Origin of the sequence: Rathayibacter tritici (assembly GCF_001641005.1) — a bacterium.
Classification (GTDB): Bacteria; Actinomycetota; Actinomycetes; order Actinomycetales; family Microbacteriaceae; genus Rathayibacter; species Rathayibacter tritici.
Genome location: NZ_CP015515.1, coordinates 733,540 through 758,950, shown reverse-complemented (window position 1 = coordinate 758,950; position 25,411 = coordinate 733,540). Strand labels below are relative to the sequence as shown.

Below are 25,411 nucleotides of genomic sequence, written 5' to 3'. Positions count from 1 at the left end.
TCCGGCCGTTAGCATGGTCGGCGTGAATCGAGCAGGAGCGGACGCCGAGACCAGGGTCGGGCCGAACGCGATCCTCCGCTTCCTCCTGGAGCTCGTCGCCCTGGTGACCTTCGCCATCTGGGGCTTCTCCTCGTGGGACCTGCCGTGGAGCATCGTCGTCGGCCTCGGCGCACCCGTGCTCGCCGCACTGATCTGGGCGCTCTTCCTGTCGCCGCGTGCGGTCCTCGCGATCGACGTCTACGGCCGTTCGCTGATCGAGCTGCTGGTGATGGGCGCCGCCGCGGTGGCGTGGCTGGACCTCGGGCACCCGGTCGTCGCGATCGTGTTCGGCAGCGCGGCGGTCGTCTCCGGTGTCATCGCGGGGCGCCGCTCCCTCTGAGGACCGCGCAGCCCTGGTCGGGAGCAGGGGTCGTCTCGGGCTCTCGCTCGCGCCGCCGCTCCGCCCTCGCCCCCGCACGACGCCCGACACCCGATACAGGACCCACGACGCACAGCGAACGGCCGCCCCCACCGCTCCGGGAGGAGCAGGGGGACGGCCGTTCGCGGCAATCGCGGAGGGCTACTCCGCGGCGGCCACCTCATGCCGCGCCAGGGCACGGCGTCGGAGGCCGATGAGCACAGCACCCGCACCGACGAGGGCGAGAGCAACGGCTCCGAGGAGACCGCCGTCGAAGCCCGTCGATGCAAGGCCGCCACCACCGTGTTCGGGCGCGCCCGGTTCGGTGGGCTCCCCCGGAGCGACGATCGGGCCGACCGCCGGTGGCATCGTCGGCTCCGAGGGGCCCTCGGGCTCCGGAGCGGCGGTCGGCGTCGGAGTGGGCGAGACCGCCTCGGCGACGTCGACGCTCACGAGCGTCGAGAGTCCTGATCCGGCATACACGACGCGGCCGAGGTAGCGGGCCGGGCCGGCCAGGTTCGACCACGAGACGGCGTAGGCCGTCGGCTCGCCCTGCACCGCATCGATCACGGCCGGATCGGTGCTGAGCGATCCGAGTCCGTTCTCCGGAGTGATGACGAAGCTGCGGAAATCGAACGTCGAGGTCGAGGACCCGGGAGCGGTCGAGTAGACATCGGCCTGGACCGTGTACTCGCCCGGGGCGGGGTCGGCGATGTCGACGCGCTCGTCGGCCGTACCGGTCGCCGAGGTGAAGACCTTCTTCGTGCTCAGGCTCGTGACGGTCAGGTCGAGGTCGGCCGTATCGTCGACCGAGTCGAGGTCGAAGCGGGCGAATTCGGCGCCCTCGGGCACCACCACGGTGGTCGTCAGCGACTTCCCCTTGGGGAGGGACGCCGAGTGCCCGTCGGTGGCTGTCGCATCCTCGGCGAGGACGCCCTGCGTGAGGCCGCTCGCAGCCAGCGGCAGCGGACCCGTGATGCCGGGCGCGATCGTCACCGAGCCGGTGCCGGTGGAGCCGGTGCCGGACACCTCGTACGGCGCGTCCAGCAGGACCGGGCGCACCGCGATCGGGCTACGGACGTCGTGCTCCGCGCTCGCCCAGGTCAGATAGCCGGTGGCGAACTGACTGAGCGGTGCCGACCCGGTGGTGAAGGACACCGTGTACTGCGCCGTCTGGCCCGCACCCGTGAAGGAGAGGGTCGAGGGCGAGACGACGGCGTCGACCCCGGCGAGGCCGTCGACCGAGGCGGTGTACGTGCCCGCGCCGGTCGAGGTCACCGTGCGAGTGACGGTCTGCGCGCCCGCCAGGGAACCGATCGCGATCGAGGCCTGGTTGAGGTCGGACGGGTCGATCGCCGTGATGCCGTTGATCGCGTCGTTCGGTGTGAAGGAGTAGCCCGCGCCCTTGAGGTACGCGATCCAGTCCGCCGTCCCGCTGTCGTAGATCAGGCCGGGGTCCAGGAATGCGGCCGGGTCGACGTGTCCGGCACCCTGCGCGAAGACGTCCTTGGACACAGCTCCGGACTGGTCGACGCTGTCATACGCGGAGGTCATCATCGCCGACTTCACCGCGGACGGCGAGGCCTTGGGTGTCGCTCCGAGGATCAGCGCGCCGAGTCCGGCGACGTGCGGCGACGACATCGATGTGCCCGACTCGAACGCGAAGGCGGGGTCATCGCCCTGGGCGTTCAAGCTGTCGGCCAGGATCCCGACGCCGGGCGCCGTGAGGTCGGGCTTGAGCACGTCGGAGCCGTCCGCCTCCGCCGGTCCGCGCGACGAGAAGCCGGCGACCTGAGGGACGGGGATGACAGCGCCGGACGCGTTGCCCTCGGAGAGGTTCACCGTCGCACCGGCGGTGCCGGCGTAGGCGGTGATGGCCTGGTAGGCCTGCGAGTCGATCTGGATGCTCGGGACCGAGTGGTCATCGACGTGCAGAGCGTTCGGGGTCGGGTTGAGCAGCAGCATGCCGATGCCGCCGGCCCGCTCGACCTCGACCGACTTCGACAGGCGCGCGGTGACACCCGCCGTGCAGGCGACTACCTTGCCCTTCACTTTGTCGGGGTCGAGCGTGCCGCTCTCGCAAAGAGTGGGGTTCTCGGTGCCGGGCCGGACGACATCGGCGCTGGTGACCAGCGGTCCGGTGACGTCGTCGTGGACCGAGATGGATCCTCCGACGAACTTCTGGCCGTCACCGAGGGTGGCGGTCGCGGTGTAGGTCGGGATGGAGGATGCGGCGACCGTGGTGTACCAGGGCGACGCGTGGTCGAGGGTGGAGGCGCCCGCACCGGCATTGCCGGCCGAGGCCGCGACGAACACACCCGCGGCGGCGGCGTTGAGGAACGCCTCGTCGATCGTGGTCAGGGTCGAGATGGCCGCGCCGCCGCCGATCGAGAAGTTGATGACATCGACGCCGTCCTTGGTCGCGGCGTCGATGGCGGCGAGGATGCCCGACCCGGAGCAGAAGTCGTCGTCGTTGGGTCCGTTCCAGCAGACCTTGTAGGCGGCGACCTTCGCGGCCGGCGCGACGCCGGAAATCCGCCCGTAGTCGTAGCCGTCGACGCTGGCCTCGACGCCGTTGTTGCCGGCGGCAGTGCTCGCAGTGTGCGAGCCGTGTCCGCCGCCGTCGCGCGGGGAGCGATACTCGGGGTGGTCCTTCGAGCCGACCTTCTCGTCCCCGAGGAACCAGCGGGCGCTGATCAGCTTCTGGTTGCACTCGTCGCCGTTCCACTGCTCGGAGGCGGGAAGCCCCGGCGAGCAGGAGCCGACGAAGGTTCCGCCGTCCGACTTCACGAAGGAGGTGGTGGTGCCGTCCGTCGAGGGGGCCGCTCCGGGCGAGGTCGCCAGGGGCGGGCCCGCGAAGGAGGGGTTCTCGGGTGCGATGCCGGAGTCGATGACGCCGACGACGACGCCTGCGCCCGCCTTGTCGACGCCGCCCAGCTTCTGCCAGACGCCGTTCTCGCCCTCGAGGCCGAGGAAATCGGTCGAGCGCTGCTGTCCGGTGTCGGGCACCGGGATGCCGGCGGCGGTCTCGGCGGGCGGCGCCGTCTGCGCGGCACGATCGAGCTTCAGATTCTCGACCTTGCGGACCTGAGCGACGTCGCGGCGGCTCGCGAGCTCGCCCGCCTGCTCGCCGGAGAGGCTCGCCGAGAAGCCGTTGAGGGCGACGGTGTAGTGGTAGCCGATGGCAGCGTCGACCGCGGAGGCCACATCCTGCTGGCGTTGCTCGAGGTGAGCGGAGTAGTCCTCCACTGGTGCGGAGGCGGCCTGCAGCTGCGCGCCCTCCGCGGGGGCGGTGCGGGCGAAGCGGGCGTCCGTGCCCTGGTAGGTAGCCGCGGAGGGCTCGACCAGGGTGACGACGTAATCGCCGTCATCGAAGCTCTGGCCGGTGGAGAGCCCGCCGACGAGTGATGCGGTTCCGGCGAGAGGGGCGGCGCTGGCGCCGGTGCTGGCGAAGGCCGCCGTCGCGGCGACTCCAAGGACGGCGAAGCCCGCGAGGATGCGCCTTCCAGCGCGGCGGACGGGTGGACGATGGGACAGGTGGATCGGCAAACGATGTCCTTACTCACAGTCGCTGGAAACCGGATCGGTTTCCACGCAGAACCGACCCTACGAACTCAATTGCCCAGCTTTGTTACGAGTAGGTAACGAAGTGACCGATTCGGGGACATCGCAACTTGGCACTCTCCCGGGTGGAGTGCTAAATTTTGTGGTGTTGAGCCGGATCGGCTCAACTCTTGAAACTCTTCGTTGCACGACCGAATGGAGTGATCTCAATGGCTCTCACCTACGACCCCGCCCGCGAACTCGACCGCCTTGCCAGCGCGCTCCTCGGCTCCGGCCAGGGGCCCCGCCGGATGCCGATCGACCTCTACCGCGACGGCGACCACTACGTCCTCACCGCCGACCTGCCCGGCATCGACCCGGGTTCGGTCGACGTCGACGTCGACGGTCAGCTCCTGACCATCCGCGCTCAGCGCACCGTCGCGAGCGCTGACGACGTCACCTGGATCACCCGCGAGCGCCAATCGGCAACGTTCGTCCGCCAGCTGAGCCTCGGCCAGGGCGTCGACACCGAGCGCATCGCGGCGTCCTACGACAACGGCGTGCTCTCGGTGACGATCCCCGTCAGCGAGAAGGCGCGCCCGCGCCGCATCGAAGTCGTCTCGAGCGCCCGCCCCGAGCAGGTGCGGATCGGCGAGGCGAGCGCCGAGTAGCAGACATCATTCGGGGGCCCGTGCGCGTCAGAGCGCGCGGGCCCTCCTCGTGCCCGCAGGCCCTACGCTGGCCGGATGCGCGCCCCATCCTTCGACACCGCTGTCGGTGTCCTGCTCCCCCGTGATCTGCCCGCCGCCGAGGTGCTCGACTACGCCCGCCGCGCCGAGGAGCTCGGGTTCGACGAACTCTGGCTCGTCGAGGACCTCGGCTTCCGCGGCGGTATCGCCCAGGCCGGCGCCGTTCTCGCGGCGACCGAGAGGATCGTCGTCGGCATCGGCATCCTGCCCGCAGCCGTCCGCACCGCTGCCTTCACCGCGATGGAGCTCGGCACCCTCGCCGAACTGTTCCCCGGCCGGATCCACGCCGGCATCGGTCACGGCATGCCGCAGTGGATGCGCGGCATCGGCGTCTGGCCGCAGAGCCCGCTCACTCTGCTCGAGGAGCAGTTCGACGCGATCCGCTCGCTGCTCAGCGGCGAGCGGACCACTCGGTCCGGTCGCTACGTCCACGTGGACGACCTCGCGCTGGAGTCACCGCCCGCTGTGGTGCCACCGCTGCTCGCCGGCGTCCGCGGGCCGAAGTCGCTCGCGCTGGCGGGCCGGATCGCCGACGGGGCCGTCTTGGCCGAGCCCGTCACTCCGGAGTATCTGGCGGTGGCCCGCCACCACCTCGGCACCGCCGGTCGGATCGTCGCCTACTCCGTCGCCGCCGTGGATGACGACCCCGCCGCCGCCCGCGACGCGGTGCGGCCAGGACTGGAGTGGATCGGCGAGCCCGACTGGGCTCCGCACATCGAGCCGCTCCCCTTCGCCGACGAGTTCGCACGGCTGCGCGCGAGAAGCATCGATCGAGCCGCCTTTGTCCGCGACCTGCCCGAGGCCTGGCTGGACCAGCTGTCCGTCGTGGGCGCCCCCGATGACGCCCGGCGACGCATCGCCCAGCTGCACGATGCGGGAGCGTCGAGCGTGGTGCTGATGCCGTCCGGTCCGGATCCGCTGCGCGCGATGCAGCAGCTCGCCCGAGCACTCTGAGGTGCCCGCGCCCCGAGACCTGACTGCGGCGACGTGCCCGGCTCGCTGGATCCGTGCGAGCCGGGCACTCTCGTGAGAACCGGCGGTCAGGCCGACATGCGCACCTTCAGGTTCTCGTCGAGGGTCGCGAGGAACTCCTCGGTCGTCTGCCAGCCCTGCTCGGGGCCGACGAGCAGGGCGAGGTCCTTCGTCATCTTTCCGGACTCGACCGTCGTGATGACCACGTCCTCGAGCGTGAGCGAGAAGTCGATGAGCTCCTGGTTGCCGTCCAGCGTGCCGCGGTGCGCGAGGCCGCGCGTCCAGGCGTAGATCGAGGCGATCGGGTTGGTCGAGGTGGGCTTTCCCGCCTGGTGCTGGCGATAGTGGCGCGTGACCGTGCCGTGCGCCGCCTCCGCCTCGACGACGCTTCCGTCGGGAGTGGAGAGCACCGAGGTCATCAGGCCGAGCGATCCGAAGCCCTGGGCGACGGTGTCGGACTGGACGTCGCCGTCGTAGTTCTTGCAGGCCCAGACGTAGCCGCCCTCCCACTTCATGGCCGAGGCGACCATGTCGTCGATGAGGCGGTGCTCGTACGTGAGACCGGCGGCGTCGAAGCGCTCCTTGAACTCGGTCTCGAAGATCTCCTCGAAGATGTCCTTGAAGCGCCCGTCGTAGGCCTTGAGGATCGTGTTCTTGGTCGAGAGGTAGACCGGGTAGTTGCGCGAGAGGCCGTAGTTCAGGGACGAGCGAGCGAAGTCGCGGATCGAGGCGTCCTGGTTGTACTGGACCTGCGCGATGCCGTCGTCGGGGGCCTTGTAGACCTCGAACTTCATCGGCTCGGAGCCGTCCTCGGGCGTGAACTCGACGGTGAGCGTGCCCTTGCCCTTGAAGACGAAGTCGGTGGCGCGGTACTGGTCGCCGAATGCGTGGCGCCCGATGATGATCGGCTTGTTCCAGCCCGGAACCAGGCGCGGAATGTTCGAGATGATGATCGGCTCGCGGAAGATCACGCCGCCGAGAATGTTGCGGATCGTGCCGTTGGGCGACTTCCACATCTTCTTCAGGCCGAACTCCTCGACGCGGGCCTCATCGGGCGTGATGGTCGCGCACTTCACGCCGACCCCGTGCTTCTGGATGGCGTGCGCCGCGTCGATCGTGACCTGGTCGTCCGTCTCGTCGCGGTGCTCGATGCCGAGGTCGTAGTACTCGAGGTTCACATCGAGGTACGGGTGGATGAGGGTGTCCTTGATCTTCTGCCAGATGATGCGTGTCATCTCGTCGCCGTCGAGCTCGACGACTGTTCCCTCAACCTTGATCTTGGACATTGCTCTCCCATGATGTCGATGACCCCGCACCTGTGCGGGACGTGCGGCTCTGCACCGCTCCGGATGGCCTCCGCCAGCCTACCCGAGGCTCCAACTGTCTCGATGTCGAGACACTTCTCCGCCATCGGCTCAGGGAACTACATGCGTCGCCCGCCAGGAGGATGCCCCCCATGCGGCCCGCCGCTACAGTGACGGCATGAGTGACCTTCGCTTGGAAGAGCTGTCCGCCTCGAACATCTCCGCCGTGAACGGGCTGAGCCTCAAACCCGGCCAGGAGCAGTTCATCGCGCCGGTCTCCTACTCCGCCGCCGCCGCTGTGATCGACCCCGGCGCCTCCTGGCAACGCGCCGTGATGGACGGCGACGAGCTGGTCGGCTTCATCCACGCGCACTTCGATCCGGAGGCGGCGGAGGAGTTCCGCAGCTGCATCTGGCGCATCAACATCGACGCCGCGAAGCAGGGCCGCGGCGTCGGCACGTTCGCCGTCCGCGCCACCGCCGAGGAGGCCCGCGCCCGCGGCTTCGGCACCCTCACCGTGATCTGGGAGTCGGGCGAGGACGGCCCGGAGCAGTTCTTCCGCTGGATCGGCTTCGAGGTGGTCGGCGAGACGCAGTACGGCGAGAACATCGGGGCGCTGACGCTCTGAGTGATCAGGTCGACGCAGATCGGCCGGAGTTCATCGCGGCAGTTCTGGGCGTCGTCGAGTCGATCCCGCCCGGGCACGTGATGGCGTACGGCGAGATCGCCGCGGTGCTCGGCAGTCGAGCGGCGCGGGTCGTCGGCATGGTGATGGCGCACTACGGCTCGGACGTCGCATGGTGGCGTGTCGTGCGCTCGGGCGGTGCGCCACCACGAGGACACGAGGAGCGGGCTCGCCACGAGTACGAGCGCGAGGGCACGCCTCTGGTCGTCACTCCGGGCGGCTACCGCGTCGACATGCGCGCCGGCCGCTGGCGTCCCTGACTCGTCCGGCACGCGGGGCCGCCGCCCGCCGCCGTCCGCCGCCGTCCGCTGTGCAGGGGACCGTCCGATGTGCAGGAAACCGTCCGATCCGCAGCAAGCCGTCCGATTCGCAGGAAGCCGTCCGATCCGCAGGAAACCGTCCGATTCGCAGGGGATCCGCCTCTCGTCGGCTCATTCTCGCGGCAGGATCGCCCTCTTCACGAGGATCCCCTGCACATCGCACGCGTCCCTGCACATCGCACGCACGCACGTCAGCGCGCCGCGCCTCACACGAGGGAGTCGCGCCAGGCCGCGTGCAGGGTGGCGAAGCGGCCGTCGCCGGCGATGAGCGCCTCCGGAGCGCCGTCCTCGACGATGCGGCCGTGCTCCATCACCAGCACGCGGTCGGCGATCGCGACCGTCGAGAGGCGGTGCGCGATGATCACCGCGGTGCGGTCGGCCAGCAGCGTCTGGAGCCCCTGCTGCACCAGGCGCTCGCTCGGGATGTCGAGCGATGAGGTCGCTTCGTCGAGGATCAGCACGGCGGGATCCGCCAAGAACGCGCGCGCGAACGAGATCAGCTGCCGCTGCCCCGCCGAGACGCGGCCCCCTCGCTTGTTCACGTCCGTGTCGTAGCCGTCCGGTAGCGCCTGGATGAACTCGTGCGCGCCCACAGCCTGCGCCGCGCGCACGATCTCGTCGTAGGACGCGGTCGGCCGACCGATCGCGATGTTGTCGGCGACCGACCCGGAGAAGAGGTACGCCTCCTGCGTCACCATCACGATCGCGCGCCGCAGGTCCTTCGGATGCAGCTGCCGCAGATCCACGCCGTCGAGGGTCACCACGCCGTCGCTCGGGTCGTAGAAGCGCGAGATCAGCTTGGCGAGCGTCGTCTTGCCGGCACCCGTCGATCCGACAAGCGCGATGGTCTGCCCCGCGGGGATGTCGAGATCGAAGCGCGGCAGCACCTCGCGGTCGGCGGTGTAGGCGAAGCGGACGCCCTCGAAGCCGAGCCTGCCGCGCGCCTGGCGCAGATCGATCGGGCGGGTCGGATCCGGGACGCTCGGCTCCTCGGCCAGCACGCCCGAGATCTTCTCGAGCGCGGCCGCCGCCGATTGGTAGGAGTTGTAGAACATCGCCATCTCCTGCACCGGGTCGAAGAAGCGCCGGGTGTAGAGCAGGACCGCCAGCAGCGCGCCGATCTCGAGCCCGCCGTCGAGCACGCGGACGCCGCCGATGAACAACACCACGGCGACCGTGATGTTGCCGATCAGCACGAGCCCGGGATCGAAGGTGCCGAAGACGCCGAAGACGCGCTTGTATGCGAGCCGGTACTGCTCGACGACTCCCCCGAACACCGTCTCGTTGCGCTTCTGAGTACGGAACGTCTGCACCGCGCGGATGCCGGTCATCGACTCCACGAACTGCACGATCAGCCGCGACGAGGCGACTCGGGTGCCGCGGAACAGCGCCTGCGAGCGCTTCTGGAACCAGCGGGTCAGCAGCGCGAGCGGTACGAGGGCGCAGGCGAGCACGATGCCGCTCACTCCGTCGAGCGAGACGAGCGCGATCGCGACGAAGCCCATGTAGAGCGCGCCCTGCACCAACTGGTTGATTCCGGAGTCGAGCAGCTCACGGATGGAGTCCAGGTCGCTGGTCTGCCGCGAGATGATTCGGCCGGAGGTGTAGTTCTCGTGGAACTCCAGGCTCAGCTTCTGCGTGTGCAGGAAGACGCGCTTGCGCAGGTCGATCAGGATCGCTTGGCTGACCCGCGCCGACAGCACCGTGTACCAGGCGACCAGGAGCGCGCCGATCAGCCCGGTCAGGATGTAGGCGCCGACGGTCACGGCCAGCGGAACGGCGTTCCCCGCGAGCACCGCGGGCAAGCCGTTGTCGATGCCCGCGGCGATCAGCGCTGGACCCGCGACCTGCGCCGCCGTCGCGACGACCACGACGACCGCCGTCAGCACCAGTCTGAGCCGCAGCGGCCGCAGCAGCGACCCGAGGAGCCGCAGCGAACGTCGGCGCAGCGACGCCGACTCCGCGCGCGAGAGGTCGTCGCGCTCCTCGGAGGAACCGAGCGTGCTCATGATCGCGTCTCCTGGCGGGTCGTCGCGGGGCGGGAGCCGATGCGCTCGATCCCCGCGGGCCGGGTCAGCTCGTCCTCCTCGAGGCTCGAAATGACGAAGCGGTAGTGCGGGCTGCTCGCGAGCAGCTCGCTGTGGGTGCCGACCGCGGTGATGCGCCCCTCTTCGATCAGCGCCACACGGTCGGCGAGCGCCACCGTCGACGGACGGTGCGCGACGATGATCGCGGTGGTGTCGCCGAGCACCCGGCGCAGGCCCGCCTCGACCCGCGCCTCCGTGTCGACGTCGAGCGCCGAGAGCGGGTCGTCGAGCACGAGCACGGCCGGGCGGGCGGCGACGGCCCGGGCGAGGGCCAGGCGCTGGCGCTGGCCGCCGGAGAGACTCATCCCCTCCTCGCCGACCGTCGTGTCCAGGCCGTCGGGGAGCCGGTGCACGAAGTCCGCCTGCGCGATCTCGAGCGCCTCGAGCAGCTCCTCCTCGCTCGCCTCGGGGCGGCCGAGCAGGACGTTCTCGCGCACGCTGGTGGAGAAGAGCGTCGCGTCCTCGAACGCCATGCCGATGTGCGTGCGCAGCTCCTCCCGCCGGAGCCGGCGGATGTCTACTCCGTCGAGCTCGATCGCTCCGCCGGTCACGTCGTAGAGCCGCGGGAGCAGCGCGGTGAGCGTGGTCTTCCCGGAGCCGGTGATGCCGACCAGCGCCATCGTCTCGCCGGGCTCCACCTCGAGGTCGACCCCGTCGAGCAGATCCCGGTAGCGCTCGGGCGCGTCCTGGTAGCGGAAGTGGACGTCGCGGAAGCGCACGCGACCGCGCGGGTCGGCGATCGTCTCGGGCTCCTCCGGGTCGGTGATCGTGTTCCGGCTGTCCATGACCTCGAAGTAGCGGTCGACAGCAGTGCGGGTGTCGAAGGTCATCGAGAGCAGGAACCCGATCGACTCGACCGGCCAGCGCAGTACGGTCGCGGTGGCGAAGAAGGCGAAGAGCTCGCCGACGCTCAGCTGGCCGTCCGCGGCGAGCCAGACCCCGCCGAGCAGGCAGAGTGCGAAGGCGATGTCCGGCACCAGCAGCAGGACGAGCCAAATCCCGGCGATGGCGCGGGCCTTGTCGATCTCGGTACCGCGGAGCTTCTCGGCCTGCCCGGCGAAGTTCTCGAGCGCGTGCTGGTGGCGCCCGAACGCCTTCAACACACGGATGCCGTGCACCGACTGCTCGACGGTCGTCGCCAGATCGCCGGCCTGGTCCTGGCTGCGGCGCGCGATGCTCGAGTAGCGCTTCTCGAAGGCGAATCCGTAGATCCAGACCGGGATCGAGCACACGACGAAGAGCGCGCCGAGGATCGGGTTCCAGTAGACGAGGACGCCAAAGCCGACGACGATCGTCACCGCGTTGACCACGAGCAGCACGAAGCCGAAGGCGATCCACCGGCGGATGAGGCTGAGATCGCTCATCGCCCGCGAGAGCAGCTGACCGCTCTGCCAGCGATCATGGAACGACACCGGCAGGTCTTGGAGGCGGCTGTAGAGGGCCGAGCGCAGGCGCGCCTCGATGCGCGTGCTGGGGGTGAGGACCATCCGGCGCCGCAGCGCGATAGCACCGGCCTCGACGACGCCGAGCACCAGGATGATGGTGACGGGGCCGATCAGCGGGCCGAGGTCGCCGGAGCCGGCGGCCGTCGCTCCGTCGCCCAGCGGACCGTCGACGAGCTGCTGCAGGACGAGCGGGATGGCCAGCGACACCAGGCTCGCCACGAGAGCGACCCCGATGCCGCTCACCAGGCGGGGCAGGGCATCACCGACGAAGGGTACGAGGCGCAGCAGCGTCCGCCGGGTGCTGGGGCGCTTCTGCTCGGCGGCGCCGGGTGACGGGAGGACGGGTGCGGACACGGTGCAGTGCTTTCGGGACGAGGACGGAGCCTTCCCCGAGCCGGGAGGAGTGGGGAGACAGGAATGCCACCGGGACGGGGGCCCGGGCAGCCTTGAAGGCTATACCCGGACGACGTGTCCCGTCCAGCGGCCGTCGCGCACTCGCGCCCGCTCGCCTCCGCCGTCAGCGCACGAGAACCGAGAGGCAGGTCACGCAGCCCTCGAGCTTTTCGAACTCCGAGATGTCGACGGTGAGCACGCGGTAGCCGAGGCTCCTCAGCAGCTCGGCACTGCGCGGAGCGGAGGCAGCCATCAGCAGGGTGTCGTCGTCGAGGACGACCACGTGGGCGCCGGGCTCCTCCGGCATCGGCAGGAAGGAGGGGAACAGGCGGGGCTCGTCGACGGCCGGCTCCCAGCCGATGACGGTGCCGTCGGGCAGGGCGGTCACGGCGCTCTTGAGGTGCAGCACCGTGGAGAGCGGTACCGCAACGACGTCGTACCCGCGAGGGCGCAGGATCGCGCGCAGCTGGGCTACTCCGGCCGCGTCGGTGCGGCGTCCACGGCCGACGTAGACAGTCGAGCCGACTGTGAGGACGTCGCCGCCGTCGAGCGTCCCCGGCTCCTCGATCCGGTCGACGGTGAGGCCGAGGGCGCGGACCGCCTCTTCCGCACCGGCGGCCTCACCGCGGCGGGACTCCGCTCCGGAGCGAGCGATCACGGCGTGGTCGCCGAAGGCGATGACGGCGTCCTCGAGGAACACGGAGTCGGCGAGGTCGGGCGCGGGCGCGGCTTCGACGCTCTCCCAGCCCGCCCGCTCGAGCAGGTCGACGTACGCCTCCCACTGCTGCTGCGCGCGCTGCTGATCGACGGGGACGCGCTCGAGGTGCGTGAGTTCGCCGGCCGAGAGGTCGGCGGCCGGTGCGCGAACCAGCGCGATGCGGCGAGCGGAGGCGGCACCCGGGGCTTCGTCGGTGCGGACGCGGAGCCAGAGAGCGCGTCCAACGGTCGCCGCCGAGACGATGAAGGCCAGGAGGAAGACAAGGTTGAGTCCGGCGAAGGTCTGGAAGATCGACACCCACACCGCGCCGGTGACAGGGTCACCGGTGGCGCTGGCCTGCACGAGCGTGCCGAACACGGCGCCGACCACGCCCGCGACGAGCCCGGTGAGGGCCGCGAGCCAGGCGCGGCCGAGGGTTCCGGCGATCGCCAGTGCGAGCACGACGACGAAGCCGAGCACGCTGGAGAGCAGGAAGTAGGCGTTCACCTGTGGGATCGACCCCGGCTGGAGCTGATTGCCGATGAAGTAGGCGAGCAGGTTCGCGAGGTGCGCGACCAGGGCGGTGGCCGCGGCGGCGAGCAGCGCGAAGAGGAGGCGGCGCCCTGTCGCGGGCGTCCGGTCGGTGGCGCGAGTGGTCACGGCGGTCACGGGCGGGCGGTCGGGCGTCGAATCGGAATGCACCCGCCGACCCTACGCGCGCAGCCCGCACCCCACCTGTCGAACCCCTTGCATCCCCCTATGAGACCGGCCGGTCGCCTCTCTACCCCCGCCCACAAGCCGAACTGCGCCACGCCGCGCAAGGAGCGGCGTGGAAGACCAGCCCCAACGGGCGCGCCCGCCCGTCACTCAGTGAAAGAAGTGCCGCTCCCCCGTCGTGTACATCGTGATGCCTGCGCGGGTGGCCGCGTCGATGACCTCGGCGTCGCGGACCGATCCTCCAGGCTGGACGACCGCTTTCACACCGGCGGCGAGGAGCACGTCGAGGCCGTCGGCGAAGGGGAAGAACGCGTCGGAGGCGGCGACGGAGCCGACTGCGCGCTCGCCGGCACGGGTCACGGCGAGGTGACAGGAGTCGACGCGGTTCACCTGCCCCATGCCGACGCCGACGGAGGCGCCGGCATGGGCGAGCAGGATCGCGTTCGACTTGACCGCGCGGCAGGCCTTCCACGCGAATTCGAGGTCGAGCATCGTGTCGGCGTCGGCCGGCTCGCCGGCGACGAGCTGCCAGCCGGAGCTAACCTCGCCGGGCCCGCCGACGAAACGGTCCGGCTCCTGAAGCAGCAGGCCGCCCGAGATCTGCTTGAACTCGCGTTCGACGGGGGCGTAGAAGTCGGGGAGTTGCAGTAGGCGCAGGTTCTTCTTGGTCTTCAGCACCTCGAGTGCCTCCGGCTCGAATCCGGGGGCGACGAGCACCTCGGTGAAGATCTCCCTCACCGTCTCGGCCATCGCGAGCGTGACGGGCCGGTTCGCGGCGATCACGCCTCCGAAGGCCGAGACCGGGTCGCACTCGTGGGCGCGGCGGTGGGCGGAGGCGATGGGGTCGATGGCCTTCGCGCTCGCGATCGCGATGCCGCAGGGGTTCGCGTGCTTGATGATGGCGACGGCGGGCAGCACGAAGTCGTAGGCCGCGCGGACGGCAGCGTCGGCATCGACGTAGTTGTTGTAGGACATCTCCTTGCCGTGCAGCTGCGTCGCCTGCGCGATGCCGGTGCCGTCGGGTGAGACGTAGAGCGCCGCCGTCTGGTGCGAGTTTTCGCCGTAGCGGAGCACCTGCTGGAGGGTCCCGCGGATCTCGACGGATCCCTCGACACCCTCGTCCGCCTCCCGCCCGGCGAACCAGGCGGCGACGGCACTGTCGTAGGAGGCGGTGTGCGCGAAGGCGCGGGCCGCGAGGGTGCGGCGGGCGGCGAGGGTCGTGCCGCCCACGGCGAGAGCGGCGACGATGCCGGAGTAGTCGGCCGGGTTGACGGCGATCGCGACGTTCGCGTGATTCTTGGCGGAGGCGCGCACAAGGGCGGGGCCGCCGATGTCGATGTTCTCGACGACGGTCGCCGCGTCGGCCCCACCGGCGACGGTCTCGCGGAACGGATACAGGTTGACCACGACCAGCTCGAAGGCGGCGATGTCCAGCTCCTGCAGCTGCTCCCGGTGCGAGGCTAGGCGCAAGTCGGCGAGGATGCCCGCGTGCACGGCCGGGTGCAGCGTCTTCACGCGGCCGTCGAGCGATTCCGGGAACCCGGTGACGGCCGAGACGTCGGTGACCTTGTGTCCGGCGTCGCGGAGGGAAGCGGCCGTCGAGCCCGTGGAGACGAGCTCGACGCCGGCCGCGGCGAGGGCCGCTCCGAGCTCGAGCAGTCCGGTTTTGTCGCTGACCGAGATCAGTGCCCGGCGGACGGGAACCAGGTCGCGGTCGTCGTAGCTGCTGGGGTCGTGGGCGGTGATGCTCATGCGCGGGCGAGTTCCTCGAGGTCGACGGTTCCGTGGGCGATGTCGAGCACCGTCTGCACCAGCAGGCGTCGCTCGATGGTCTTGATGCGCTCGTGCAGCTCGGCCTCGCTCTCGCCGGGGAGCACGGCGAGGCTCTCCTGGGCGATGATCGGGCCGGTGTCGACTCCGGTGTCGATGACGTGCACGGTGACGCCCGTCTCGGTCGCACCGGCGGCGAGTGCGTCGCGGACAGCGTGGGCGCCGGGGTAGAGCGGCAGGAGGGCGGGGTGCGTGTTGATCATCCACGGGCTGAGCGAGTCGACCACCACGGGGGGCAGGATCCGCATGAAACCTGCGCAGACGACGAGGTCGGGCTCCCACTCCTGGATGTGCTCGAGCAGGGCGGCGCCCCACTCGTCGCGCGAGGCGAAGTCGCTCGGCGCCACGATGAAGGAGGGCGTGCCGCGCTCGTCGGCGTGCCGGAAGCCCGCGGCGTCGGTGTCGCTTCCGACGGCGACGATGCGGGCCGGGAAGTCCTCCTCGCCCGTGGCATCCAGGAGGGCGCGGAGGTTCGATCCGCCGCCGGAGAGGAGCACGACCAACTTGAGCACTGCGCAATTCTAGGTGTACTGGCCGGGGAGGTTGGGGGACGTGTGACGACGCGCTGTCGTCGGCGAGACGGGATGAGGGCCTCCCGGTCGAGAGCCGAGCTGCTACGGCGTCGCCCCTGATCGGGAGGTCGTCCCACGCTCGCGCCGCTCGCGCGCCTGGACAACGCTGACGCAGCGGCCGGTCGTCTCTCGGCGTGCCGCGATGACGTCCGCCAGCATCCTCGACGAGCGTAGTAATGTGCCTCTCGTTCGCATCGATCTCGTACTGCGGACCGCGCGGCTTCGGTGACTGCCTTCCGCTTGAGTGCACCGTCGCCTCGGTTGCCGTGAAACTGTGCACGGCGGTAATCGGTCAGCAATCGTCGCGTCCGTGGTTCGATCAGCGGTGAGTCCGTGCGTGATCACCCTGCGCATTGCGATGCGTCTGCGAGTGTAGTGAAGGCAGTCGAAGGAGTATGTGTATGACGAACATGTCGACAAAACCCCGATCGAGGCTTGCGCGGCTGTCCTCGGCAGCCGTGCTGGTGGTCGCGCTGTGCATAGGTTTCGTGGCTGTGAATGCTGATGCCGCGCAGAGCGCCGACGATGTCAGGCCCACCGTGGGGCTGGTCAATGAGGATCTGGCCTCCGAGTTCAATGGCGATCAGTATACGTTCGGCACGTCATTCGTCGACCGGATCTCGAAGGATTCCGAGTACAACTGGATCGTGCTTTCCCGCTCCGTCGCTGAGAAGGCGTACACCGATGGCTCTGTGGATGCGATCTTGTACATTCCTCAGTCGTTCTCGCGCGACATCCTGACCCTTCAGGATACGACCCCCATGAAAGCGACAGTCGAGTACAAGCTTAAACCGCAAGCGGACAAGCGAGCGGATCAGCTGCTGGACGGCAGGATCGTCGCGATCGTGAATGGGTTCAACGAGAGCGTCATCAAGATGTACTACGCCTCCTTAGCGGATAACCTCGCCGAGGCTGACGGGCACATGCACGGGACCCTCAGCAATCAGGAAGCACTCGTTGCGGCTCTGACCGCCGATGTACAGAAACCATTTTCGGGCACGATTCCCAATATCGAGAACTTTGAGCGTTATTCATAAGGTTGTTTACCAGCCGAGTCGGTAGAGTTCGAGTTTTGTGATGGTGCGGATGATGGCGGTGAGTTCGCTGAGGCGTCCGTTGAGCTGCCCAACGTTTCCTGGACCAGTTGAATAGTTGTCTACGCGGCGAGGTTCTCGGTGATCCATGCCTGCTCGGCTTCGTTCGGGGTCCGATAGTCAAGCCCCGAGTGAAGTCGTTGTTGATTGTAACGCAGTTCGATGAGGCTTATGCAAAATACGATTGATCGAGATGGATTTGCGCGTGTCGGTCACGAATAACACCGGCTAATCCGCTTTGATTGAAGAGCAGCCTTTAACAGAAACTCTTCGCAAAGGAACCAGCCGGTGCGCACACAGTCTACTACGGGAATGACGGCCGAGCACTACGCGATCCTCGCCGAACGGATCGAGAACGAGTTCATGTGGCGTCGGCGGCGAGGACGTCCGCGCAGACTTTCCCTCGAGGGAGCATTGCGGGTCACTCTTCTCTATTATCGCCAGAATGTGACCGAGCAGTTGATCGCTGATGTGGTCGGTGTCAGTCAGTCGACCGTGTCGCGAACGATCGCGTCGGTTGAGGCGATGCTCAATGTCGTGATAGACGACGAGCAACCGGACGTCGAGGCCGCGCTCCGCGGGACAACGGCCGTCATCGACGGCACGCTCCTGCCGTGCTGGTCCTGGTCGGACGCGCCAGAGCTGTACTCCGGGAAACACATGACCACGGGGCACAACTGCCAGGTCCTCGCCGATCTCTCCGGTCGGTTGATCCACATTTCGGATCCGATCGCGGGCAAGCATCACGATGCCCACGCGTTTCGAGAAACCGGGTTGGCCGACACCGTTAACCTCTCGAACACGCTGGCCGACAAAGGCTATCAAGGCACCGGAATGGTCACACCAATAAAGAAGAGGCCAAGCGAAGAACATCTGCCAAATTACGCCAAACACCACAATCGCTTCGTGAACACCCACCGCTACGTGATCGAGAGAACAATTGCTAGCATCAAGACCTGGCGGATATTCCACACCGACTACCGGCGGCCACTGCGCACCTTCCGAGATGCCTTCAACGCCGTCCGCGGACTCATCTTTTTCACTCGGCAAAAAACCAATTTTGCATAAGCCTCGATGTACCGTGTCACGTCGCGGATCGCTTTCTCTCTTGTCGGATATTGAGTGCGATTGCAGCGCTCGTTCTTCAGTGTTCCGTTGAATGATTCGGCCCACGCGTTGTCCCAGCAGACTCCCGTCCGGCCCATCGATTGTCTGATGTCGAGCTTCTTCGCGAGTTTCCCGAAGTCGGCGGAGGTGTAAACGGAGCCGCGGTCGCTGTGGAAGATCGTTTTCGCGGCCCGGTTCGGCTGGTTCCTTGCCGCCATTTCGAGAGCTTCGCTGACGAGTTCGGTACGCATGTGGTCGGCGAGGGCGTACCCGACGACCTTCTTTGAATAGCAGTCGAGGACGGTCGCGAGGTAGACCCATCCTTCCCAGGTGCGGATATAGGTGATATCACCGACCCATTTGCAGCCGGGTCGGTTTGTGGTGAAGTCCCGCTTGACGAGGTCGGGGATGTCAGTCGGATCGCCTGGGGTCGTGGTCACCGGCCGCCAGGGCTTGGGCTGGCAGGGTTCCAGTCCTGCTGCGCGCATGAGCCGGCGGACGGTCTCGTGGGCGACTGGACGGCCCCACCGCGCCAGCTGCGCGGTGATGCGGCGGTAGCCGTAGGTGCCATCGGAGGCCTGAAAGGCTGTTCGGATGAGTTCGGTGATACCTATACGCCATTCAGCGGTTGCGGAGGTCTTGCGATCGCGCCATTCGTAATAGCTAGATCGATTGACGCCGACCGCCTGGCACAGTCCGCGGATTGATAGCGTGCGGCTGGGGTCGCGTTCTTCGCGGCGAATGAGTTCGAGCTTGGCGGCTAGCGGAACTTCTTCGCGAAGAACGCGGATGCTTTTCCCAAAAACAGGTTTTCCTCTTCGAGTTCGCGGACCCGCCGTTCGAGTTCCTTTATTCGCGCCCTGTCCTGAACGGTCAGTTCTTCTTCGCCGCCGGCACTGCTTCGGCGATGCGCAGCCACCCAATTAGTGAGGGTCTGCGGAACCAGTCCGAGCTCTCGAGCGACGTCCGCGACGGATCGCGACCTATCAATCACCTCGCGCACTGCCTCCGCGCGGAACTCCGGAGAATACTTCCCACGGGAACTGGACATCCCGGGCCTTCCTTTCGGTCATCGCGGTAATCCTACCAATTCCGCGGTGGTCCAGAAAGAATGGGGCACCTCACGTGGTAGCCGGTGGCGATGATTTTCCAGTTCTTGAAGTGGGCGATGCACCTCTCGACTGCGGATCGGGTTCTGGAGATTTCCCGGTTCGATTTCTTGGTGTTGTCGTCGAGGGTGGTGCCGTGGGGTCGTTTGCGGGGAGTGGTCGCGGTGGTGCCGATGTAGCCCGGGTCGGCGATCCAGTCCGTGTCATCGAGGATCGGCTCCCAGCCGCAGAGCGCGAGAGCGACACGATCATGTCGGGCGCCGGCGACAGGGTCTGACGCGGCGAGGAGGCCGCCGTCCAGATCTGCGGCGATCTGCACATTGAGGCCTTGTCGGTGCCGCTTCCCGGAGTAATTCGACCGACCCGTTTTCGCGCGGTTCCCGGTGGGAACGTCTGTCCCATCGACCAGGACGAGACGGCCTCGGACAGCTTCTTCCAGGGAAATCCCTGAGAAGCAGCAGGCTTGCTCGATCAGCGGAACGACGCGCCGGTAGATCCGCGAGACGGTGGCGTGGGAGACGCCGTGCAGATCCGCGACGGCGGCTTGGTTCAGGTTCTGTCGCAACAGCAGCAAAGTCAGGATGACCTGCTCCCGCAGGTTGAGAAGCGCGGGACGGCCAGGCAACGATGGACGCCCGGACAGGACCTGAAATAGCCGAGCCACCAACTCCGTCACCTGCCCAGAGGTCAAACCTGTAGTAGAATCATAGCGCATCGACTTCTCGCTTCAAGAATGGCGTGTAGGAACTTCCATTCTCTCCCGCGAGAAGTCGATGTCTTCACAGCGACACGCGCGAAACAAACCTTATGAATAACGCTCTTAGAGCGTTATTCATAAGGTCTGATTCGGGCGTGTCGCTCCGAGGCATCGGCTTCCCATTCGGGAGAATAGAAGTTCCAAAGCTCGCTATTTTCGGAACGGGAAGCCGATGCGGTACGACTCTACTACAGGCCTGGATGCGGAGCAATTGACGGAGCTGATCTGTCGGATATGGCAGATTGTCGCGGGGAGGGGTGAGATTTCGGGACGCCCGGTGCTGCTGAACATTCGCGAGCAGGTCGTTATGACTCTGATCTTATTGCGGCAGAACGTGAACCAAGCGACTATCGCGGATATGTGGCTCTTCGCAGTTGAGGGTGTAGCCGTACGAGTGTGGGGTCGGCGCGTCGTGGCCGGGAGTGGGGTCGAGGTCTTCCGATGATGGAGGTTCCTACGCCAGCCATCAGAAAGACCTCGACGTGTCTCACGCTACCTTCGACGACCCTGATCTCACGACCTTCTGCCGCCTGGACGAGCTCGGCCTTCGTGTTGTCGGGCAGCATCTTGCGCCCGATCGGGCGGTGCTGGAATGTCGGGTTGTTGACCCTGATCCGTGGTGCGTGAAGTGTGGTGCGGAGGGCGTGCCTCGGGACACGGTGACGCGGCGTCTCGCGCACGAACCGTTCGGTTGGCGACCCACGACCCTGTTGGTCCGGGTGCGCCGCTACGCATGCACGGGCTGCGGCCGGATCTGGCGACAAGACATCACGAAGGCCGCGCAGCCGCGGGCGAAGCTCTCCCGCCGCGGCGTGCGGTGGGCGCTGGAAGGCCTCGTCGTTGGGCACCTCACCGTCGCCCGTGTCGCGGCCGGCCTCGGGGTGTCGTGGCATACCGCGAACGCGGCTGTTCTCGCCGAGGGGAAACGGGTCCTGATCGATGACCCGACCCGGTTCGAGGGCGTGACCACGATCGGTGTCGACGAGCACGTCTGGCGCCACACGCGCCGCGGAGACAAGTACGTCACGGTGATCATCGATCTCACTCCGATCCGCGCGAAAACTGGGCCTGCCAGGCTGTTGGACATGGTCGAGGGGCGCTCGAAGGCCGTGTTCAAGCAGTGGCTCGCCGACCGACCCGACACCTGGCGGGCGAGGGTCGAGGTCGTCGCGATGGACGGGTTCACCGGGTTCAAGACCGCGACCGCGGAAGAACTGCCCGACGCGGTTCCGGTGATGGACCCGTTCCACGTCATCCGCCTCGCCGGCGACGCCCTGGACCGCTGCCGGCAACGCGTCCAACAACAGTCGACGGGGCACCGCGGCCGTTCCAGAGACCCGCTCTACTCGGCACGCCGGACCCTGCACACCGGCGCCGACCTCCTCACGGACAAGCAACACGCCCGCCTCAAGACGGTGTTCGCGGTCGACGAGCACGTCGAGGTCGAGGCGACCTGGGGCATCTATCAACGCATGATCGCCGCCTACCGCGACCCGGATCGGACCGCCGGGAAGACGGCGATGCAAGCGCTGATCGACTCGATCAGCGGCAAGGTCCCACGAGCCCTGAAAGAGCTGGTCACCCTCGGCCGCACGATGAACGCCCGCGCCGCCGACATCCTCGCTTACTTCGACCGCCCCGGCACATCGAACGGCCCCACCGAAGCGATCAACGGCCGCCTCGAACACCTCCGAGGGTCCGCCCTCGGCTTCCGCAACCTCACCAACTACATCGCCCGCAGCCTGCTCGAAACTGGCGGCTTCAGACCCCGACTACACCCTCAATTACGATGAGCCGGATATGTTCGGTGTGTCGCAGCCCACGATTTCTCGCGCATATCGGCGGATCGTCCCGCTGATCGAGCAGGCCTGCTGTTTGTCGGGGGTGTGTTTAAAGACGGCTATCCAGGGCCGAGTGGTCCTGGTCGACGGCACCGATGTTCCCACCGGGAACCGCGCCGTGACGGGGAGAGCGAACTACTCCGGGAAGCGACACCGTCAAGGGCTGATGTGATGTCTCAGGACATGGGTGACGGTTGTGTCTCGGGACATGGGTGACGGTTGGTGTCTCGGGACATCGGTGACGGTGTGTGGGTGGCCATGAAGCCGCGGGGTTTGCCGTTGCCGATGTAGCGGGTGCCTTTGGGGGGTCGGGGGAAGGTCCCGAGGTGGGTGCCGTGGGCGTCGGTGACGGTGATGGCGTCGAGGTTCCAGGTGACGTGGACGGTCGTTCTGGCGTGGGCTTTGCCGATTTTGACGTGGGTGCTGGCCACTCCGATGACGCCGTTCGCGGTGACGGTTCTGGTCGCGGTTCCCGAGGTGTTCGTGAGCGGCTGGGGAAGGTCGGGGGCGGGAGCGGGTCGGGGCGGTTCGATGGGGTCGGTCGCGTTCCATGCCTGTTGCGGGGTGATCCGGCCGGGAAGGGCTTGGTGTCCGCGCTGGGTGTTGTAGATGTCATCGAACTCATCGACCTGCGTCTGTAGCTGGTCGAGGGTTGCGGCGAGGGGCTGTTTGTCGAGCCAACGGAACAGGGTCTGGTGGAAGCGTTCGTTCTTGCCCTGCGTGGTTGGTTTCCCGGGTTTCCCGGTGATCGCTTCGACGCCCAGCGCGGTGACGTAGTCGACGAGTTGGCCGCGGACGCCGCGCCGGGTCGGGTTCAGCGCGGCACCGTTATCGGAGAGGAGTTTCCGGGGTACTCCGCGCGCAGCGATCCCTTTGCGGACCACGGCCAGCGCGCCTTCCGTGGTTTCACCGGACGCGACGTGGGAGGCGACAGCGACGCGAGAGTGGTCATCGATGAGTTGGAAGATCACACACGTCCGGCCGCCCGTGAGCGCGTATTGGGTGGCGTCGAGTTGCCAGAGGCAGTTCGGCGCCGGATACACGAATCGGCGATACGCGAGCGTGTCTGATGGTGTGTGTAAGGAGTGGGCCTCCTGATGGAAGGAATGACTCTGTTGGCTATCGATAGGGTGTCACGTGAAGCGCGGCGCAGGACCCAGGAGGCGGGCGCTGCGCGTTTGGTCGAGTCGGGCGTGATGGATGACCTGTTCGCGAAGATCGACGCGGGCGAGATCGAGTTGGAGGGCGCTGGAGGGCTGATCCAGCAGCTGATCAAGTCCGGGCTCGAGCGGGGGTTGCAGACGGAGCTGACCGAGCACGTCGGATACGAGAAGGGCGACCCGGACGCGGCGTTTCACGAGAACTCCCGGAACGGGTCGTTCCCGAAGACCGTCGCCACGAACGTCGGCGACGTTGAGCTGCGGATCCCGCGGGATCGCAAGGGAACGTTCACGCCTCGGCTGGTCCCGACGGGCAGCCGGCGGTTGTCGCAGTTGGACGAGATGATCGTGTCGCTGTATGCCGGTGGGATGACTGTCCGCGATATCGAGCATCACCTCGCCGCGACGGTGGGCACGGAGCTCTCGCGCGAGACGATCTCGAAGATCGTCGATGAGATCTCCGACGAGGTCCTCGCCTGGCAGTCGCGGCCGTTGGAGGCGTTCTATCCGGTGATCTACCTCGACGCTCTGATCGTGAAGGTCCGCGACGGCGGGCACGTGCGCAACAAGGCCGCGCACCTCGCGGTCGGCGTTGACATGGACGGCATCAAGCATGTTCTCGGGATCTGGGTCCAGCAGGCCGAGGGCGCGAAGTTCTGGGCGTCGGTCTGCGCGGAACTCGCGAACCGCGGCGTCCGTGACGTGCTCATCGTCTGCTGCGACGGGCTGACGGGGTTCCCGGAAGCGATCGAGGCGACCTGGCCGGACTCGATGGTCCAGACCTGCGTCGTGCACCTGATCCGCAATGCCGTGCGGTTCGTCGCCTACGGGCAGCGCAAGGCCGTCGCCGCCGCATTGAAGCCGGTCTATCAAGCGCCGACCGCGGACGCCGCCAGGACCGCGCTGGAGGCGTTCACGACGTCAGAGCTGGGGCGCGCGAACCCGCACGCGGCAGCGGTGTTCGAGAGCGCGTGGGAGCGGTTCACGCCGTTCCTCGCGTTCCCGCCCGAGGTGCGCCGGGTGATCTATACGACCAACGCGATCGAGTCGCTGAACTTCCAGCTGCGCAAAGTCACGAAGAACCGCGGACACTTCCCCAACGACGCGGCCGTGATCAAGCTGCTCTGGCTCGCGATCTGCGACATCGAAGACAAACGCGCCCGCGACCGAGCCCGCGACCGAGGACGCCCCGCCGCCGAACGTCGAGCTGAGGGACGCCTCGTCGAAGGACAAGTCGTCACGAATTGGAAGAAGGCTCTCGAGCAGCTCTCGATCGCGTTTCCCGAACGAATCCACCGCTACCTCTAAACCCCCGAGGACCACGCACTTACACACACAACTTGACAGGCTCCGATACGCGGATCGGGGCTTCTTCTTCGGCTCGGGCACGATCACTCCGGCCGCCTGGAACGCTCGCGCGAGGGCTGCCCGCGACGGCGCTGCAAGACCCAGCTGCACCATCCGGTCGTGGACGCTGATCGGACCGTGGTCCAGCCCTGACTGCTCCAGCGATGCCCGCACGCGAATCGCTTGCTCGATCACAGCTTCCCCTGTTCTCGTGGGCGATGTCCGGGGTCGACGCGAGCGCGGGGCGAGCGCCTGGACCGGGCCCTCGTCCCGAGCATGCGCGCGGATCGCGTAAAACGATTTCCGGCTGATCCCGCACTCCGCGCAGAACGCTGTCACCGCGCCCCGCGGAGCGTCCTGTGGCCACTGAACGATAGCGAGACGAACGGACGAGGAGATCGGGGTGACAGCAGCCATCCCACGATCACGACCGAAAGAACCGTCACCACCAAATCCGCCAAACCGTCACCGATGTCCTGAGACAGAACCGTCACCCATGTCCCGAGACTTCACACCGTCAAGGGCTGAACGTGCAAGTTGCCTCGGACGTGAACGGTAACTTGCTTTGCGTGTCCGATCCGACCCCCGGCGCTCGGCACGACCGAGCGACCATCAGCCTGTGTGGATGGGAACCGATTCTCGATAATGCCGAGTGGATAGCGGACCCAGCGTACGTCGGAACCACCGCAGTCACTCCCCGGAAAAAATTTCACCACGGACAACATGATGACAACACACGTACAGCCAACCGATACATCTCCTCCATCCGTTCGGCGGTCGAAAGATGCATCGCGCACTGGAAGAACTGGAAAATCCTCAAGACCGGCTATCGCGGACGTCTTACAGAACTTCCCAACCTCATTCGCACCGTCACCCGCCTCGAACTTTACCGACTCGGCTGGTAAACACTTATGAATAACGCTCTTAGTTATCAATGCTGCGTTCTTTTCCCCCTCATCCACGTCGAATGATTCGCTAGTCGAGCTTGGGTATTCCTGCCCAACCCATGAAAGTAATTCCGACTGGTCAAATCCGACACAAAAGCCATTGCGACCTGAATAGAGGCGCCACAGGTTGAGGCTTTGATCCGATCGAGAAAAGCTGGACACAAAAGTGCGATCTTCGTGGTACTGTGCGGTCGGATTTGGATCGACGAAACTTGTCTTTAGTAGCGTTAGTGCACTTTCTACTTGTTCTTTGTGGTCGCAATATTGCAATGCCTGCTCCATCTCATCGACAAGCGCATTTGCGGCGTATGAGACTTCGGTAGGGTCATTCAGATAAT

General features: G+C 67.2%; 23 protein-coding genes and 2 pseudogenes. 12 read left to right on the top strand and 13 right to left on the bottom strand.

Translation table 11 applies throughout. The annotated features are described in order from the left end of the window. Nucleotides 1-22 precede the first annotated feature (22 nt). Nucleotides 23-379 carry a YrdB family protein gene (locus A6122_RS03560; protein ID WP_237358227.1) on the top strand — a complete coding sequence of 119 codons (357 nt, stop codon included), beginning with the start codon at nt 23-25 and terminating at the stop codon, nt 377-379. A 180-nt stretch (nt 380-559) separates the two neighbouring features. Here A6122_RS03560 and A6122_RS03555 read toward each other — a convergent pair whose 3' ends face one another. Beyond that, on the bottom strand, nt 560-3,946 hold the full coding sequence (locus A6122_RS03555) for a S8 family serine peptidase (RefSeq protein ID WP_068251709.1): 3,387 nt from the start codon (nt 3,944-3,946) through the stop codon (nt 560-562). Nucleotides 3,947-4,170: 224 nt separating this feature from the next. On the opposite strand from A6122_RS03555, the gene A6122_RS03550 reads away from it, so the two are divergent. Further along, on the top strand, nt 4,171-4,611 hold the full coding sequence (locus A6122_RS03550) for an Hsp20/alpha crystallin family protein (RefSeq protein ID WP_068251706.1): 441 nt from the start codon (nt 4,171-4,173) through the stop codon (nt 4,609-4,611). Nucleotides 4,612-4,686: 75 nt separating this feature from the next. After that, the gene (locus A6122_RS03545) at nt 4,687-5,643 is read left to right on the top strand and encodes an LLM class flavin-dependent oxidoreductase (protein WP_068251704.1); all 957 of its coding nucleotides are present in this window, start codon (nt 4,687-4,689) and stop codon (nt 5,641-5,643) included. An 86-nt stretch (nt 5,644-5,729) separates the two neighbouring features. Here A6122_RS03545 and A6122_RS03540 read toward each other — a convergent pair whose 3' ends face one another. Further along, complete coding sequence (locus tag A6122_RS03540) at nt 5,730-6,947, bottom strand: NADP-dependent isocitrate dehydrogenase (protein WP_068251701.1); 1,218 nt, start codon at nt 6,945-6,947, stop codon at nt 5,730-5,732. A gap of 196 nt (nt 6,948-7,143) precedes the next feature. Between A6122_RS03540 and A6122_RS03535 the strand changes: the two genes are divergently transcribed. Continuing rightward, on the top strand, nt 7,144-7,593 hold the full coding sequence (locus A6122_RS03535; RefSeq protein WP_068251698.1) for a GNAT family N-acetyltransferase: 450 nt from the start codon (nt 7,144-7,146) through the stop codon (nt 7,591-7,593). After that, nucleotides 7,488-7,910, top strand: a complete 423-nt coding sequence (locus tag A6122_RS03530; RefSeq protein WP_308471239.1) for an MGMT family protein — start codon at nt 7,488-7,490, stop codon at nt 7,908-7,910. Before A6122_RS03535 ends, A6122_RS03530 begins: the two co-directional genes overlap by 106 nt. 266 nt (nt 7,911-8,176) lie before the next feature. On the opposite strand, the gene A6122_RS03525 is transcribed toward A6122_RS03530, so the two are convergent. From A6122_RS03525 to purN, 5 genes are all read right to left on the bottom strand, one after another. Continuing rightward, on the bottom strand, nt 8,177-9,979 hold the full coding sequence (locus A6122_RS03525) for an ABC transporter ATP-binding protein (RefSeq protein WP_068251692.1): 1,803 nt from the start codon (nt 9,977-9,979) through the stop codon (nt 8,177-8,179). Next, on the bottom strand, nt 9,976-11,856 hold the full coding sequence (locus tag A6122_RS03520; protein ID WP_084415789.1) for an ABC transporter ATP-binding protein: 1,881 nt from the start codon (nt 11,854-11,856) through the stop codon (nt 9,976-9,978). The genes A6122_RS03525 and A6122_RS03520 overlap by 4 nt, the downstream gene beginning before the upstream one ends. A gap of 163 nt (nt 11,857-12,019) precedes the next feature. Continuing rightward, nucleotides 12,020-13,294 (bottom strand): dimethylargininase, encoded by a 1,275-nt coding sequence (gene ddaH, locus A6122_RS17515; protein ID WP_269465687.1) that lies wholly within the window; start codon nt 13,292-13,294, stop codon nt 12,020-12,022. A 165-nt stretch (nt 13,295-13,459) separates the two neighbouring features. Next, nucleotides 13,460-15,061: a bifunctional phosphoribosylaminoimidazolecarboxamide formyltransferase/IMP cyclohydrolase gene (gene purH, locus A6122_RS03510; protein WP_068251690.1), complete on the bottom strand. Its 1,602-nt coding sequence runs from the start codon at nt 15,059-15,061 to the stop codon at nt 13,460-13,462. Continuing rightward, nucleotides 15,058-15,651, bottom strand: a complete 594-nt coding sequence (gene purN, locus A6122_RS03505; RefSeq protein ID WP_068251687.1) for a phosphoribosylglycinamide formyltransferase — start codon at nt 15,649-15,651, stop codon at nt 15,058-15,060. Before purN ends, purH begins: the two co-directional genes overlap by 4 nt. 461 nt (nt 15,652-16,112) lie before the next feature. Between purN and esaA the strand changes: the two genes are divergently transcribed. Further along, entirely contained in the window at nt 16,113-16,748 is a 636-nt protein-coding gene (gene esaA, locus A6122_RS03500) for a type VII secretion protein EsaA (RefSeq protein ID WP_068251684.1), read from the top strand. A gap of 6 nt (nt 16,749-16,754) precedes the next feature. Here the strand turns inward: esaA and A6122_RS16375 are convergent, their stop codons facing one another. Continuing rightward, nucleotides 16,755-16,895: a hypothetical protein gene (locus A6122_RS16375; RefSeq protein WP_157593781.1), complete on the bottom strand. Its 141-nt coding sequence runs from the start codon at nt 16,893-16,895 to the stop codon at nt 16,755-16,757. Between the two features lie 222 nt (nt 16,896-17,117). On the opposite strand from A6122_RS16375, the gene A6122_RS03495 reads away from it, so the two are divergent. Further along, nucleotides 17,118-17,873, top strand: coding sequence for a transposase family protein (locus tag A6122_RS03495; protein ID WP_084415693.1), 756 nt, complete (start codon nt 17,118-17,120; stop codon nt 17,871-17,873). Here the strand turns inward: A6122_RS03495 and A6122_RS16915 are convergent. From A6122_RS16915 to A6122_RS15515, 3 genes are read right to left on the bottom strand one after another with little or no spacing between them, the layout of a single operon-like run. Continuing rightward, a complete protein-coding gene (locus A6122_RS16915) occupies nt 17,783-18,616 on the bottom strand; it encodes an IS3 family transposase (RefSeq protein WP_237358308.1) in 834 nt (277 codons plus the stop codon). The two genes, A6122_RS03495 and A6122_RS16915, sit on opposite strands and share 91 nt — an antisense overlap. 56 nt (nt 18,617-18,672) lie before the next feature. Next, the gene (locus tag A6122_RS15520; protein ID WP_084415695.1) at nt 18,673-18,963 is read right to left on the bottom strand and encodes a transposase; all 291 of its coding nucleotides are present in this window, start codon (nt 18,961-18,963) and stop codon (nt 18,673-18,675) included. Between the two features lie 32 nt (nt 18,964-18,995). Next, nucleotides 18,996-19,736 carry a transposase family protein gene (locus A6122_RS15515; protein WP_084415787.1) on the bottom strand — a complete coding sequence of 247 codons (741 nt, stop codon included), beginning with the start codon at nt 19,734-19,736 and terminating at the stop codon, nt 18,996-18,998. A 214-nt stretch (nt 19,737-19,950) separates the two neighbouring features. Between A6122_RS15515 and A6122_RS03490 the strand changes: the two genes are divergently transcribed. Genes A6122_RS03490 through A6122_RS16365 form a run of 3 tightly spaced genes read left to right on the top strand, consistent with a single transcriptional unit; the run spans nt 19,951 to nt 21,791 of the window. Further along, nucleotides 19,951-20,223, top strand: coding sequence for a hypothetical protein (locus A6122_RS03490; protein ID WP_068251681.1), 273 nt, complete (start codon nt 19,951-19,953; stop codon nt 20,221-20,223). 37 nt (nt 20,224-20,260) lie between these two features. Then, a complete protein-coding gene (locus tag A6122_RS03485; protein ID WP_068250249.1) occupies nt 20,261-21,571 on the top strand; it encodes an ISL3 family transposase in 1,311 nt (436 codons plus the stop codon). A gap of 7 nt (nt 21,572-21,578) precedes the next feature. Next, entirely contained in the window at nt 21,579-21,791 is a 213-nt protein-coding gene (locus tag A6122_RS16365; RefSeq protein WP_157593779.1) for a hypothetical protein, read from the top strand. Nucleotides 21,792-21,795: 4 nt separating this feature from the next. Here the strand turns inward: A6122_RS16365 and A6122_RS03480 are convergent. After that, nucleotides 21,796-22,677 (bottom strand): annotated as a pseudogene (locus tag A6122_RS03480) (integrase core domain-containing protein); the annotation flags it as partial. A 138-nt stretch (nt 22,678-22,815) separates the two neighbouring features. On the opposite strand from A6122_RS03480, the gene A6122_RS03475 reads away from it, so the two are divergent. Continuing rightward, entirely contained in the window at nt 22,816-24,087 is a 1,272-nt protein-coding gene (locus tag A6122_RS03475) for an IS256 family transposase (protein WP_418320007.1), read from the top strand. Nucleotides 24,088-24,360: 273 nt separating this feature from the next. Here A6122_RS03475 and A6122_RS17665 read toward each other — a convergent pair. Next, a pseudogene (locus tag A6122_RS17665) lies at nt 24,361-24,543 on the bottom strand (IS481 family transposase); the annotation flags it as partial. 35 nt (nt 24,544-24,578) lie between these two features. Here A6122_RS17665 and A6122_RS15510 point away from each other — a divergent pair. Beyond that, nucleotides 24,579-25,031, top strand: coding sequence for a transposase family protein (locus A6122_RS15510; RefSeq protein WP_084415786.1), 453 nt, complete (start codon nt 24,579-24,581; stop codon nt 25,029-25,031). Nucleotides 25,032-25,411 lie beyond the last annotated feature (380 nt).

Excerpts from the sequence above, each read along its gene's own strand:
- A6122_RS03525 (WP_068251692.1), bottom strand. The coding sequence starts at position 9,979 with ATGAGCACGCTCGGTTCCTCCGAGGAGCGCGACGACCTCTCGCGCGCG.
- A6122_RS15520 (WP_084415695.1), bottom strand. The coding sequence starts at position 18,963 with ATGTCCAGTTCCCGTGGGAAGTATTCTCCGGAGTTCCGCGCGGAGGCA.
- A6122_RS03540 (WP_068251701.1), bottom strand. The coding sequence starts at position 6,947 with ATGTCCAAGATCAAGGTTGAGGGAACAGTCGTCGAGCTCGACGGCGAC.
- A6122_RS03475 (WP_418320007.1), top strand. The coding sequence starts at position 22,816 with ATGGATGACCTGTTCGCGAAGATCGACGCGGGCGAGATCGAGTTGGAG.
- esaA (WP_068251684.1), top strand. The coding sequence starts at position 16,113 with ATGACGAACATGTCGACAAAACCCCGATCGAGGCTTGCGCGGCTGTCC.
- A6122_RS15515 (WP_084415787.1), bottom strand. The coding sequence starts at position 19,736 with ATGCGCTATGATTCTACTACAGGTTTGACCTCTGGGCAGGTGACGGAG.
- A6122_RS03545 (WP_068251704.1), top strand. The coding sequence starts at position 4,687 with ATGCGCGCCCCATCCTTCGACACCGCTGTCGGTGTCCTGCTCCCCCGT.
- A6122_RS03550 (WP_068251706.1), top strand. The coding sequence starts at position 4,171 with ATGGCTCTCACCTACGACCCCGCCCGCGAACTCGACCGCCTTGCCAGC.
- A6122_RS03535 (WP_068251698.1), top strand. The coding sequence starts at position 7,144 with ATGAGTGACCTTCGCTTGGAAGAGCTGTCCGCCTCGAACATCTCCGCC.
- A6122_RS16375 (WP_157593781.1), bottom strand. The coding sequence starts at position 16,895 with ATGGATCACCGAGAACCTCGCCGCGTAGACAACTATTCAACTGGTCCA.
- A6122_RS03490 (WP_068251681.1), top strand. The coding sequence starts at position 19,951 with ATGCGGTACGACTCTACTACAGGCCTGGATGCGGAGCAATTGACGGAG.
- A6122_RS03495 (WP_084415693.1), top strand. The coding sequence starts at position 17,118 with ATGACGGCCGAGCACTACGCGATCCTCGCCGAACGGATCGAGAACGAG.
- purH (WP_068251690.1), bottom strand. The coding sequence starts at position 15,061 with ATGAGCATCACCGCCCACGACCCCAGCAGCTACGACGACCGCGACCTG.
- A6122_RS16365 (WP_157593779.1), top strand. The coding sequence starts at position 21,579 with ATGTTCGGTGTGTCGCAGCCCACGATTTCTCGCGCATATCGGCGGATC.